Here is a 13,118-nt window from a genome sequence, read left to right on the forward strand (position 1 = left end):
AATCAGGCGCCGGCCGCAGGCTCAAGGGCGGATCTCACTGCGATCGCGACACATTCCGAAGACCCATTCTGCAACAGGCTCTGTAGAAAGGCAGGGTCATGGATTTCAGCGCACGATTCTGATTTCAGCACTCCAGCTACTAGCTCAGTCTGGCGCGGCTTCGGCCGAGGGGGTTATTTGTTTGGCTATTGAGGAGCCAGAACTCTTTCAGCATCCGATCCAGGCACAAGCCTTTGCAAAGATTCTCAGGTCGCTTGCAGAAGATGCAGCTAAGCGCATCCAGGTGACTTATGCAACGCATAGCCCATACTTTCTTGAAGCACGCCATTTTGACCAAGTCAGGAGGCTAACAAGGTCGGCTGATGAGACTCCGGTGGTTTCTGTTCACTATGCAACTATCGCGGACGTGAAGGCCAAGCTCCACGGGATCGTGGATGGCGAGGTGGTCGACCGCCGACTTGACCACAATATAGCCGACCAGCTAGCCATAGCACTCTTCGCTAACCGAGTTTTTCTTGTAGAGGGCCCGACAGAGTCATCCGTTTTCTATGGCCTCGGCGATAGATTGTCTCCCGGCTCACTGGAGGCGGCAGGGGTTTCCATAGTCTTTGTGGGAGGAAAAACCTCAATTCCACTTGCGCATGCAATTTTGGATTCGATAGGCGTTCCTGCATATGCTCTCTTTGATGCCGACGCTGGTTGTGTAGCGCGTGCAACAGCTAGTGGGAAAATACAGCAAAAAATTGATAGCGAACGCAATCAGAACGTAAAAGAGAACAGGAAACTACTCCAGTACTTTGGGCTGGATCAAGAAGATTTTCCGGCAGCTAGGACGGCTGAGAATGTGGCAATTCTAGATGATCACATTGAGGGATTTTTATCCGAAAAGTGGGAGGCCTGGGTTGCCGCCTGCCAAGATTTAGAGAGCAGTACAGGTATCAGCCTCGCAAAAAATCAACTTGCATACCGCACGGCAACGCTCAGGGCGGAAGGTGAAGTGCCCGAGATGCTGATACAAATCCTGGCCAAGGCGAAAGGAGAATAACCGTGCATGAAATCATCTGCCCCCACTGCGGGAAGGCATTCAAGATTGATGAGGCTGGGTATGCGGACATACTGAAGCAAGTACGCGACAGCGATTTTGAAAAGCAGTTGCATGAGCGGCTGGAGTTGGCCGAACAGGAGAAGCGTAATGCGGTTGAGCTTGCTCAGGCCAAGATAACCAGCGAGTTGCAGCAGGCTGCTTCTGCGAAAGACGCCGAACTCCAGGAACTGAAGGCCAGACTCGATGCCGCCGAGGTTGCGCACAAGCTCGCGGTGACCGAAGCGCTGGGCGCAGTGGAAAAAGAGCGTGACACGCTGGCCAATGAACTGGATCAAGCCAAGCTTGAAAAGCAAGCCGCCATTGCGCTCGCTGAAGCCCAGGCTACCGCTAACCTACAAAAATCCCTCTCTGACAAAGAGGGGGAGATCAAAGAGTTAAAGGCCAAGCTGGACGCCGGAGATGTTGCGCGGCAACTGGCAGTGGCAGATGCGCTGAAGGTCATAGAGAAAGAGCGTGACGCGCTGGCCAGCGATTTGGTTCAAGCACAGCGCGACAAGCAAGCCGAGTCAGCATTAGCGGAGGCAAGACTTGCCAGTGAATTGCAGAAAATAGCGGCGGCAAGAGAGGCGGAGATACAAGAGCTGAAATCGAAACTGGATGCCAGCAATCTTGCGCAAAAAATTGCGGTAACTGAAGCCGTCAGCGCAGTTGAAAAGGAGCGCGATGAACTGAAGAGCGGCTTGCAGCGCAAGGAGCTTGAGAAGGATCTGGCCGAAAAGTCGCTGAAGGAAAGGTACGAAGTACAGATCAAGGATCGCGAGCACGAAATCGAACGCCTTCGGGATATGAAGGCTCGGTTGTCGACGAAAATGGTTGGTGAAACTCTCGAACTGCACTGCGAAACCGAATTCAACCGGATTCGTGCCACAGCCTTTCCGCGAGCGTACTTTGAGAAAGACAACGACGCGCGTAGCGGGAGCAAAGGCGACTATATTTTCCGGGATTTGGATGAGGATGGCATCGAAATCGTCTCAATCATGTTCGAAATGAAGAATGAGAGCGATGAAACGGCGACCAAAAAGAGGAACGAAGACTTCTTGAGGGAACTGGACAAGGATCGAACAGAGAAGGGCTGCGAATACGCCGTTCTGGTTTCTCTGCTTGAGCCCGAGAGCGAGTTGTACAACACCGGAATCGTCGATGTCTTCCATAGATACCCGAAGATGTACGTCATCCGGCCACAATTCTTCATTCCGATCATCACATTGCTGCGTAACGCGGCAATGAAATCTCTTGCTTACAAGTCGGAACTGGCACTGGTCAAGGCCCAGAATATCGATATCACCAATTTTGAAAGCAAGCTGGAGGCATTCAAGACAGGGTTCGAAAGGAACTACGATCTCGCTTCCAGGCAATTCACGAAGGCTATCGAAGAGATCGACAAGTCGATCGATCATCTGCAGAAAACCAAGGATGCTTTGCTGAGCACCGATCGCAATCTACGCCTGGCTAACAACAAGGCGCAGGACGTAACGATCAAGAAATTGACGCATGGCAACCCCACTATGAAAGCCAGGTTTTCCGAATTGAAGAAATTCGAGGATGGGGATGACGAATAAGGCACCTGCAGCTTGTTGTCATTTCAATACCGAGAACCCCGTTTAAGAAGAGATCGAGCAATGGACAAACTGAAGATGCACTCACCCAACCTGACCGAAGACAACATCGCGCGCATCCGCGATCTGTTCCCCGGCTGCGTGACCGAAGCGCGAGACGGGGATGGCAGCGTGAAGCTGGCGGTGGACTTCGACCAGCTCAGGCAGGAACTGTCCAGTTCCATCGTCGAAGGGCCGCAGGAGCGCTATCACCTGAACTGGCCGGGCAAGCGCGAGGCGTTGCTGACGTCCAATGCCCCTATTGCCAAGACGCTGCGCCCGGTGCGCGAGGAAAGCGTGGGCTTCGATACGACGAAGAACCTGTTCATCGAAGGCGATAACCTGGATGCGTTGAAGCTGTTGCAGGAAACGTATCTGGGCAAGGTGAAGCTGATCTACATTGATCCGCCGTACAACACAGGCAAGGACTTCATCTACAAGGATGACTTCAGCACGGATGTCGGTGACTACCTGCAACAGTCCAATCAAGCCGACTCAGAGAGGGGGCGACTGGTTGCGAACACCGAGGCAAACGGACGTTTCCATTCGGACTGGCTAAGCATGGTATATCCGCGACTGAAACTTGCGCGCAACTTGCTGCGAGATGATGGCGCGATTCTGATCTCAATTGACGACAACGAAGCCGACAATCTTCGCAAGGTGTGCGATGAAGTCTTCGGAGAAGAAAACTTCATAGGTCAGATTGTTTGGCAGCGCTCCAAGAAGGGGGACTCGAAGCTCATCGCAAAAGTCCACGAATACATCCTGTGCTATGTCCGAGATAAGGAGTCCGTCCTTGCAAGCGGAATCTGGCGACGCCCCAAAGAAGGGGCTGAGCAGGTGCTGTCCAAGTATTCTGAACTGAAAGCCAGCTTGGGGGCCAACCACGAGGCCATCCGGGCAGAGATACAGGCTTGGTACAAGCAGCTTCCGAACGACGATCCTCGCAAGGCACACAAGCACTACAACTGGTCGGATGATCGCGGGCTGTACTTCGCGGCTGACTTTGCAGGACCGGATGACGGACGTGAGTCCAGGCCACGCCACGACATCCTTCACCCAGTCACCGGAAAGTCGTGCAAGAAGCCGTCAACAGGTTGGCGGTGGGATGAGGAAAAAACGAAATGGGCGCTTGCCCAGACTCCTCCACGCATTCACTTTGGACTTAACGAGACGACGATTCCGACGCGGAAAAGCTACCTTTTTGAAATCGACAGCGAGCCGTACTCTTCTGTGTTCTACCGGGACGGACGTTCTGCGACGCTGGAGGTTGAAGAACTCGTCGGGAAAGGCTGGTTCCCTTTCCCGAAGAACACCGATGTCCTGACCGAGTTGATTGAGCTGGTCACCAAACCCGACGACATCATTCTTGATTTCTTTGCAGGCTCAGGCAGCACAGGGCATGCAGTCATGAAGGTGAATCAGACGCACGGGTCTAAGCGGCGCTTCATCCTAGCTCAAATTCCTGAAGAAACGGGACGGACAGGATATGCCACGATTGCCGACATCACGAAGAAGCGTCTGCGGGAGGCTGGAAAGAAGATCGCCCAGGTCGCAGGTTCAACGGGTATGGACACCGGCTTTCGCGTCCTCAAGATCGACGCATCGAACATGGCCGACGTCTACTACGCCCCCGATGCACTCGACAAAGCCAACCTCGACCTGTTCGTTGACAACATCAAGCCCGACCGCACGGTGGAAGACCTGCTGTTCCAGGTGATGCTGGACTGGGGCGTTGACCTCGCCCTGCCCATTGAGCAGAAGACCATCCAAGGCAAGGACGTGTTCTTCGTAGACGGCAATGCGCTTGCCGCCTGCTTCGACGCGCATGGCGGCGTGGATGAAGCCTTCGTCAAGGAACTGGCTACGCACAAGCCGCTACGCGTGGTGTTCCGCGATGCGGGGTTCAAAGACAGCGCCGTCAAGATCAACGTGGAGCAGATCTTCAAGCTCTTGTCGCCATCCACCGAAGTGAAGAGCATTTGAGGGGGCTGCGATGAAGCTGAAGTTCAAAACGCAGGCCTACCAGACTGCCGCCGTACAGGCCGTGGTGGACTGCTTCAAGGGGCAGGTGCCGCAGCACGGCGGCATTCGCTATCGTCTTGACCCCGGCACCCGCAAGGCGGCACCCGCCAGCCCACAAGGGGCGCTAGCGCTGGAGGCCGCGCCAGAGGCAGCGGCAGAGCAGGAGGCGGCTTTTCGCAACGCCGACCTCACCCTGTCGGAGCTGGCTCTGCTGGACAACATCCACGCCGTGCAACGAGCGCAGAACCTGCCGCTGTCGGATGCGCTGGTCAAAACCAAGGTGGCCAAGGTCAATCTCGACATCGAGATGGAAACCGGCACGGGCAAGACCTACTGCTACATCAAGACCATCTTCGAGCTGAACAAGCTGTACGGCTGGAGCAAGTTCATCATCGTGGTACCCAGTATCGCCATCCGCGAGGGCGTGGCCAAGTCGCTGGACATCACCGCCGAGCACTTCCTGGAGATGTACCAGAAGAAGGCGCGCTTCTTCATCTACAACTCCAAGCAGCTGCACCACCTTGAGAGTTTTTCGTCGGACGCGGGCATCAATGTGATGGTGATCAACGTGCAGGCGTTCGCCTCGCGCGGGGCGGAAAACCGTCGCATTTACGACGTGTTGGATGACTTCCAGTCCCGCAAACCCATCGACGTGATCAGTGCCAACCGTCCGATCCTGATTCTGGATGAGCCGCAGAAGATGGAGGGTACGGCGACGCTGAAATCGCTGGAGGCATTCAAGGCACTGATGGTGCTGCGCTATTCGGCGACCCACAAGACTACCCATAACAAGATTCACCGGCTGGACGCGCTGGACGCCTACAACCAAAAGCTGGTGAAGAAAATTGCCGTGCGCGGCATCGCGGTGAAGGGGCTGGCGGGCACGGCGGGCTATCTGTACCTGCAATCCATCGAGATTTCGAGCAAGAAGCCGCCCGAGGCGCGCGTCGAGTTCGAGCAGAAGCTGACGGGCGGAAACATCAAGCGCGTGGTGAAGAAGCTCAGCAAGGGCAACAACTTGTTCGATCTGTCGGGCGGGCTGGATCAGTACCGCGACTACGTGGTGGCAGACATCAACGCCAACACCGACACCCTGAGCTTTACCAATGGCGTGGAGCTGACGGTCGGTGACGCCACTGGCGACGTGACTGAAGCGGCGCTGCGTCGCATCCAGATTCGTGAGGCCATCAAGGCGCACTTCGACAAGGAACAGGCATTGTTCCAACAGGGCGTGAAGGTGCTGACCCTGTTCTTCATTGATGAGGTGGCCAAGTACCGCGACTACGCACAGGTGGACGAAAAGGGCGAATACGCCCGCATCTTTGAAGAGGAATACACACAGTACCTGAACGAGGTGCTCGATCTGGACGAGACGGCCTACGTCAAGTACTTGAAGGGCATTCCGGCCGACAAGACCCACAGCGGATACTTCTCCATCGACAAGAAAACCAAGCGGCTGGCTGACCCGACGGTTGCCGCGCGTGGCGAGAACGCCGGGCTTTCAGATGACGTGGATGCCTACGATCTGATCTTGAAGGACAAGGAGCGCTTGCTGTCGCTCGCCGAGCCGGTGCGCTTCATTTTTTCGCACTCAGCCCTGCGCGAAGGCTGGGACAACCCGAACGTGTTTGTCATCTGCGCGCTCAAGCACAGCGACAACACCATCTCCCGCCGCCAGGAGGTGGGGCGTGGCTTGCGGCTGTCTGTCAACCAGACAGGCGACCGAATGGATCACCCGGCCACCGTTCACGACGTGAACGTGCTGACCGTGGTCGCCAGTGAGAGCTACAAGGACTTCGTTGCTGCGCTGCAGAAGGACATCAGCGAGTCGCTGTCGGAACGTCCGCGCGTGGCAAACGAGGAATACTTCATCGGCAAGGTGCTAAAAACGGCGACTGGCGACGTGCCGGTTACGCCGCAACTGGCGAAGCAAATCTACCGCTATTTGGTCAAGAACGACTACACAGACGATTCAGATCGGATCGCGAGTGCGTATCACGATGCCAAGAAGGCCGGAACGCTGGCCGACCTGCCAGACGAACTGAAGCCGCACGCCGCACAGGTGTACCAGCTTATCGACAGTGTGTTCAGTGCTAGCCAGTTGCCCGACATCGGCGACGACCGCAAACCCAAGAAGAACCCGCTCAACGCCAACTTCGACAAACAGGAGTTCAAGGCGCTGTGGAACCGCATCAACCGCAAGGCGGCCTACAGCGTCGATTTCGACTCGGACGAGCTGGTGCAAAAAGCGGTCAAGGAGCTGGACGCGGCCCTGCGCGTGACCCCGCTGCAATACACCATCCAGGCCGGCGAACAGATCGACCAGGTGACTGGCGAGGCGCTAAAGCGTGGAGATGGTTTCAAAGTTTCCGAGACAAAGACCGAATACAACAAGCAGTCGATCCATTCAGCGGTTAAGTACGACCTGATCGGCAAGCTGGCCGAAGGTACTCAATTGACTCGCCGCATGGTGGCGGAAATCCTCAAGGGTATTAACGTCGCGGTTTTTGCACAGTTCAAGACCAACCCGGAAAGTTTCATCGCCGAGGCCACGCGACTCATCAACGAACAGAAGGCCACGGTCATCATCGAACACTTGGCCTACGATCCCGTCGAGGACAAGTTCGACCTCGACATTTTTACCGCCGGGCAGACCAAGCAGGACTTCAGCAAGGCCGGTGACAAGCTTCAGCGACACATCTACGACTATGTGCTGACGGATTCGAAGGTAGAGCGGGAGTTCGTGAAAGAGCTGGACACAGCAAATGAAGTGGTGGTCTATGCCAAGTTGCCACGCGGCTTCCTTATTCCCACGCCCGTGGGCGACTACAACCCGGATTGGGCGATCAGCTTCAAGGAAGGCGCGGTCAAGCACATCTATTTCGTGGCGGAAACCAAGGGGTCCATGTCCTCGATGGACCTGCGCGAGATCGAAAAGACCAAGATCAAGTGTGCCCGCAAGTTCTTCGACGAGATGAACCGCCGCTACGCCCCGGAGAACGTCAAGTACGACGTGGTGGACAGTTTCGGCAAGCTGATGGAGGTGGTGAAGTAGCGGATGCCAAGCTGTTTATCTTCCGAGATAAACAGCCGTAACTTGCAGCCGTTCGTGCCCAAGCTCTCGGCTGATGATTTGTCGTGCTGCGGTATCCTGGGTTCGCTGTGTATCGCTCAGCGTCCTGACGGGTGGCCCTCCCGCTGCTGGTGCAGGCCACCCCGTCAGAGCCTCATAGCGGCTTTGCGCGTATTGATGACGAAGGCCATGCATATGACTCAGACCCGCCGCCTTGCACTGTCCATCGTAGACGTGCCGTTGCTGGATGTAGGTCTTGTCTGCCGGGATCAATGACCCTGTGCCTGCCAGGTGGTGTGCTGCCTGGAGCGCGTCGCGTTGCTCTGTCGTGGTGATGGACACTGTTCGCTCCCGGCCGCCCTTCGTCCACGATCCCTTGAGGGCGATGTGGTCGCCCCGATCCGCGTAACTGGGCTGGAACTTGATCGCTTCCTCCCGACGCAATCCGAAGGCGGCCTGTAGCTGAAGGCTCATGCGCACGTGGGCATCGGTGACCTGTTCAAGACCTGTGCCCAGTTCCTGGGCCTTGCTGATGTTGGTCACATAGCGGCGCTCGGGCACGCCAAGCTGTGTGTTGTCCGCCGGCAGGATGCCAGCCTTGCCGATCTTTTCGGCCCACCAGCGCAGGTGAGAGAGCCGATTCTTGATGGTGCCGGACGACAAGCCTTCTCCCTGCCAGCGTTCTAGCAGCGCCTGGACGTGCTTGCCCTTGAACGACGGGGCTTTCATCTGCCGGAAACCGGCCTCCCGCAGTTGCCGCGCGGCCAGCGACAGCGAACGCATCCGGTCGGCCTGTGTGTTGTGGCTGCCGTCACGGTTGCGCTGGCAAAGCTGCCGCAGGGTGTAGGTCAAGTCGTCCATCGTCCGGCCTCCAAGCAAAGCGCCGTACTGCGTTGTCCTGAAATTCAGTGGTTAGTGTTGGTGCCAGCTCGTCAAGGCGAGATCCCGTGAGGGCAAGGGCATGGTGTTCAGGAGACACCAGAGCCTCGAATGAGGCGTCCGTCTTGCTCCCTGTTGGAAGCCCGGACGGAGGTACTGCAAGACGAAAGTGATGTGAACGTGGACGAGTCCTCCTATGAAGTGAGTGGGATGAGAAATGCAGCGGGAACCCTGTGCGTTGCACACAGGTAATTGCCGCAAGGGACAGTGCGCCAGGTGGCGCGGTAGGGATGAGTTCAAACAGACGAAGAAGGCTCCGCCCTGGGTAGGGCCGGTATGCGGTCGGAGCCTGGGCATACCTGGGGCGGTCCACCCTGTCGGGCTAGCGCTTGCAGGAACCTGCGCTGTTGGGGTTTCCGATGTACGAAGCCCATCGGTCTTGGCAACTGCCCGGTCAGTGTAGGGCGGCCATCATCATGTCTGCCGCACGCAATAGGATTCGGCATTCGCCCGCATTGTTGCTGGCGTGGGCGGGGTCGTCACTGCGGCGTGCAGTGACGACCCGTTTCGCGGCAGCATTTGCTACGCAGGATGCGGCTGCCATCCCCTGGCCTGCATTGCCTGTGCCGCGATGTCCCCAGCGTTCGTCGGGGCACTCAGCATCTTGCGGATGTTGGCGATGTGCGCCAGGGCGGTTTCACGCGATGCCGGTGGCGCAGTCGGTTCTGGGCGGTGTTCGGTGCGTGGCACACCAGCAGGTCGATTTTCGACAGGCCGTGAGGCGGCAGATGTCTCACGACCTGCCCACAAGCGGAACTCGCCCGCAAAGACGCGCTTCACCAAGGCGAAGAAGTAGGCCACGACATTGCGCACGGTGCCGCTCTGGCTGCGTGCCTGCAACTCGTCGAGTACTTCCTGGCGATGCTGTGGCGGCAGCCGCCGCAAGGCGGCCTGCACGTCCTTTTGCTGATCTGCCTGGGCATTGCTCAGGCAAGGCGGCAAGCTCACCGACTGCGATGCCGTATTGCCGTCGCCTTCGCGCGCGCGGTACGTACGTTCTTTTTTATACATATACGTCTTATACGTACTGCCCTGCTCAGCCGTCACGTGGCGAGCGTGTCCGGTCTGTTGCGGAACAAGCGTGGTGCCAGCGGAATCGCCAGACATTGGCAGTGGGGCGGCTGCCTCGCTCGCCTGCGGCGGCGGAGTAGGGGGCAAATCATCGTCATCGTGGCGCTGATCGTGGGTCGCAATGGAAGCGGCTTCAGGTGCCTGCGCCAGCGTTGCCTGAATGTGGACGGCCACCCGATCCACCTGGTTGTTTTCGTGACCGATAGACGCTTGCAGAAGCGCGGACAGGCTGGCATCGAGCGCGCAGGCTTGTTGGAAGTCCAGGGTGCTTTCGTGAACCTGATACAGCTCGCTGAGCACATGGCCGGTAAGGGGATCGCGTTGCTGGCCCACCAGACTGATCCACCCCGTCAGCCGAAGCACGACGAGGACACGCCGGGCCGTCTCGTACCCGGCCCGCTGCCCCAATGGGGTAGAGGTGAGATAGCGTCGCAACTGTCCCAGGTTCGCCAGCGGGCTGATGCCCTCGGCAGAGCGCAGCATGCGCAGAACCTGCCAACCATTGCGCTCCAGCGGCGTGAGGCGAGCATCGAGCATGAGCGAGGCAGGTGTAGCGAACAGGGCATCTTGCCCCAGCGAGTTGTGGCGGGTGTGGTGGTCTGCCATGAGAGTTCTCCAAGGTCTGGGCCACAGTGGCCCGTTCCCCTGCATCTCATCGCGTACCGCTCCATGCGTCAGCCAACAATGCGGTCTGCGCCATACCCGTTTTATCCGGCAGGCGTAGCGCTGGCACCGGCTTCCAGACTGATCTATCATCCCGGTACCCCCTTGGGGGTACAACTGGGGGTACTTCCAGCGATTCCCGCAAAGGCCGTGGCCCGATTTCCCCGCGAAACCTAGCATTCACGGCCGTTTGCCGACCGATCAACGTTTAAACGTGTGATCAACGTCTGACCCCATCCGAGAGGCGGCCACGACGTTTGATGTTCAACCCGCGACGGCATGGCGCCCCATGCCCTCGCGGGTTAAACGGATCTGTGTGCAAGCGCGATGATGTGGTCGATCCCCCGCTCGACATCCTGATCGCCGTCGAAGCGCAGGATGCGGCAGTGCCGGCTGGCGACGAAGCCAAGGCCGAGACGAGCGGCATGGGCCCGGCCCAGGGTCGTGGTTCCCGAACCGGACGCGCCAAGGATATTGATGCGCCGGTACGGAAAATCAGTCATCGCTCGATTCGACAGGGATGGGGACGGGGGGCGCTGCTTGACGCCCTATCATTCCGCCGCGCCCTTGGGAATCAGACCGTGCGCAGATTGCCGAGGAAGTCGTCGACCTGACGGCGCAGGGTCGTGAGATCCCCGACCATGTGCTCGACACTCTCCTGCACCTCGACCGCCGCGGCGCCGGCATCGCGGCTGGCCTCGGCCACCTTGCCGATGGTGGTGTTCACCCGCCTCGTGCCCGATGCGGCCTCGTTGACATTGCGGGCGATTTCCTGCGTGGCCGCCCCCTGCTCCTGCACCGCGGCCGCAATCGCCGAGGCGGATTGGTCGATCTCACCGATCGAGCGGGTGATGGCGCGGATGTCGTTGACGGCATCGCCGGTGGTCGCCTGAATTTCCGCCACCTGCCGGCCGATATCCTCGGTCGCCTGGGCGGTCTGAGTGGCCAGATTCTTGACCTCCTGTGCGACCACGGCGAAGCCCTTGCCAGCGTCACCGGCGCGGGCTGCCTCGATGGTCGCGTTCAGTGCCAGCAGATTGGTCTGGGCCGCGATCTGCGAAATCAGCTCCACCACCTCGCCGATACGCTGGGCCGACCCGCTCAACGCCAGGACCGTCGCATTGGTCTTGTCGGCATTGGCCACAGCTTCCCGCGCGGTCGATGCGCTGCCCTGAACCCGGCGGGCGATTTCCTCGATCGACGAGGACAGTTCCTCGGTCGCCGCCGCCACGGTCTGGACATTGCCGGTCGCAAGGTCAGCCGATGTGGCCACGGTCACCGCCTCGTCGCTCACGCTGCCGACGACGCGCCGCATGCCGGCCGCCGTTTTCCGCAGGCCGTCCGCCGACAGGCCGATCGAACCCAGCGCCTTGCCGGCGACGGTATCGAACTGCCGGCACAGGGCCTCAAGCCGGCCGGCACGGGCCAGATCCGCGCTCTGCGCCGCCTTCTGGGCGGCGGCAAGACGCCGGGCCTCCAAGGCGCTCAAGCGCAGCGCCTCGATGGCATCGCGCATCCGGCCGAATTCGTCGTCATAGTTCAGGGTCTCGATCGGGGTGTCATAATCACCAGCGCTCAACCGGCCGATGGCGGTCGACAGCCGGCCGACCGGCCGGGTGAAGCGGCGGCGGATGGTCAGCACCGCCACGGCGACCGCAACCACCAGCAGCGCCATGATGATGGCATCGGTGATCAGGGCGCGCCGCCCGTCGGCGGTCATCTGGCTCGCGCGTTCCGCCGCATTGTCGAGCGCGCTGAACGACAGGTTTTCCAGCACCTCGAATGGCGCCTGACACAGCGCGGTCCATTCGGCCGGGGTCATCGCCGGCGTGCCGCTGCCATCCAGACGGGCAAGCACGCCGTCGATCCGGGTGATGGTCGCGTCATAGGAGGCCCGGGCCGCCGTGGCGCCGGCAACCAGTGCCGGGTTGATGCCCGAGCGCTGCATAACGTCGTCCAGACCGGCCCAGCCGGCGCCACTGATGGCGCGCCACTCGGTCATCGTCGCCCGCTGCTTGTCGGTCAGCACCTGGCCGCTGTTGACGCTGGACCGCAGCGTGCAGTGCAGACCATAGCGATCACGCACCTGCCATGCCAGCCGGCGGATCTGCACCAGTTCCGCCAGGGCCGGATCGGTCATCCGCACCACGTTCGACACGCTGGTCGATGCATCCGACACCACCTTGGCCAGGTCGCCCATCGTGGCGTACCAGGCGTCGGTCAGTCGCACATTCCGGTCGGCCTTCGGCTTGCCGGCTTCCGTGCGCAGGATATCGAAGCCCGGCTGTGCCGCCGACCACTGTGCCGCGATCTGGGTAAGGATCCGGTCTCCACCGGGCAGGTTCAACGCCGTCAGGGTCGCCACGATGGTCTCATACTGGCTTTTGGCCTGCTCGCGCAGGTCATCGAGCCGCGCACGGGGGTCGTCGAGCGACAATAGCGCGGTCTGACCGTGCCCGCGCTGGACACGCAGGACCAGCATGTTCCTGAACAGTATGCTGTCGGCATCGACATAGGTCTGCGCCACACGCACATCCTGATATCGTGTCCAGGCGTCATTCAGGCGCAGCAGCGCCGTTACCATCAGCGCCAGGACCGCAATACCGACCATTGTCAGCAACAGCTTGCTGACCGATGTCTTGAACAT

8 protein-coding genes are annotated in these 13,118 nt (G+C 59.3%); 4 read left to right on the forward strand and 4 right to left on the reverse strand.

Going from position 1 to position 13,118, the window contains the following annotated elements:
- From IEW15_RS20670 to IEW15_RS20685, 4 genes are all read left to right on the forward strand, one after another.
- Positions 1-1,045 (forward strand): ATP-dependent nuclease (locus IEW15_RS20670; RefSeq protein ID WP_188581502.1); only part of this gene is annotated, 1,045 nt, incomplete at its 5' end.
- A 2-nt stretch (positions 1,046-1,047) separates the two neighbouring features.
- Positions 1,048-2,664 carry a DUF2130 domain-containing protein gene (locus tag IEW15_RS20675; RefSeq protein ID WP_188581504.1) on the forward strand — a complete coding sequence of 539 codons (1,617 nt, stop codon included), beginning with the start codon at positions 1,048-1,050 and terminating at the stop codon, positions 2,662-2,664.
- A 60-nt stretch (positions 2,665-2,724) separates the two neighbouring features.
- A complete protein-coding gene (locus IEW15_RS20680; protein ID WP_188581506.1) occupies positions 2,725-4,686 on the forward strand; it encodes a site-specific DNA-methyltransferase in 1,962 nt (653 codons plus the stop codon).
- Between the two features lie 10 nt (positions 4,687-4,696).
- Entirely contained in the window at positions 4,697-7,780 is a 3,084-nt protein-coding gene (locus tag IEW15_RS20685; RefSeq protein ID WP_188581508.1) for a type III restriction-modification system endonuclease, read from the forward strand.
- Positions 7,781-7,795: 15 nt separating this feature from the next.
- Here the strand turns inward: IEW15_RS20685 and IEW15_RS20690 are convergent, their stop codons facing one another.
- The 4 genes from IEW15_RS20690 to IEW15_RS20705 all read right to left on the reverse strand — a co-directional run bounded on the left by IEW15_RS20690 (position 7,796) and on the right by IEW15_RS20705 (position 13,118).
- Positions 7,796-8,659, reverse strand: coding sequence for an integrase domain-containing protein (locus IEW15_RS20690; RefSeq protein WP_188581509.1), 864 nt, complete (start codon positions 8,657-8,659; stop codon positions 7,796-7,798).
- Positions 8,660-9,259: 600 nt separating this feature from the next.
- Positions 9,260-10,414 (reverse strand): STY4528 family pathogenicity island replication protein, encoded by a 1,155-nt coding sequence (locus tag IEW15_RS20695; protein ID WP_188581511.1) that lies wholly within the window; start codon positions 10,412-10,414, stop codon positions 9,260-9,262.
- A 359-nt stretch (positions 10,415-10,773) separates the two neighbouring features.
- Positions 10,774-10,974 (reverse strand): hypothetical protein, encoded by a 201-nt coding sequence (locus IEW15_RS20700; RefSeq protein WP_188581549.1) that lies wholly within the window; start codon positions 10,972-10,974, stop codon positions 10,774-10,776.
- A 71-nt stretch (positions 10,975-11,045) separates the two neighbouring features.
- Entirely contained in the window at positions 11,046-13,118 is a 2,073-nt protein-coding gene (locus tag IEW15_RS20705) for a methyl-accepting chemotaxis protein (protein ID WP_188581513.1), read from the reverse strand.

This window comes from Tistrella bauzanensis (genome assembly GCF_014636235.1).
In the GTDB taxonomy this organism is placed as follows: Bacteria; Pseudomonadota; Alphaproteobacteria; order Tistrellales; family Tistrellaceae; genus Tistrella; species Tistrella bauzanensis.

What these genes read in the sequence shown, in the direction of transcription:
- IEW15_RS20680 (WP_188581506.1), top strand. Translation starts at nt 2,725, where the DNA reads ATGGACAAACTGAAGATGCACTCACCCAACCTGACCGAAGACAACATC.
- IEW15_RS20685 (WP_188581508.1), top strand. Translation starts at nt 4,697, where the DNA reads ATGAAGCTGAAGTTCAAAACGCAGGCCTACCAGACTGCCGCCGTACAG.
- IEW15_RS20690 (WP_188581509.1), bottom strand. Translation starts at nt 8,659, where the DNA reads ATGGACGACTTGACCTACACCCTGCGGCAGCTTTGCCAGCGCAACCGT.
- IEW15_RS20695 (WP_188581511.1), bottom strand. Translation starts at nt 10,414, where the DNA reads ATGGCAGACCACCACACCCGCCACAACTCGCTGGGGCAAGATGCCCTG.
- IEW15_RS20700 (WP_188581549.1), bottom strand. Translation starts at nt 10,974, where the DNA reads ATGACTGATTTTCCGTACCGGCGCATCAATATCCTTGGCGCGTCCGGT.
- IEW15_RS20705 (WP_188581513.1), bottom strand. Translation starts at nt 13,118, where the DNA reads ATGTTCAAGACATCGGTCAGCAAGCTGTTGCTGACAATGGTCGGTATT.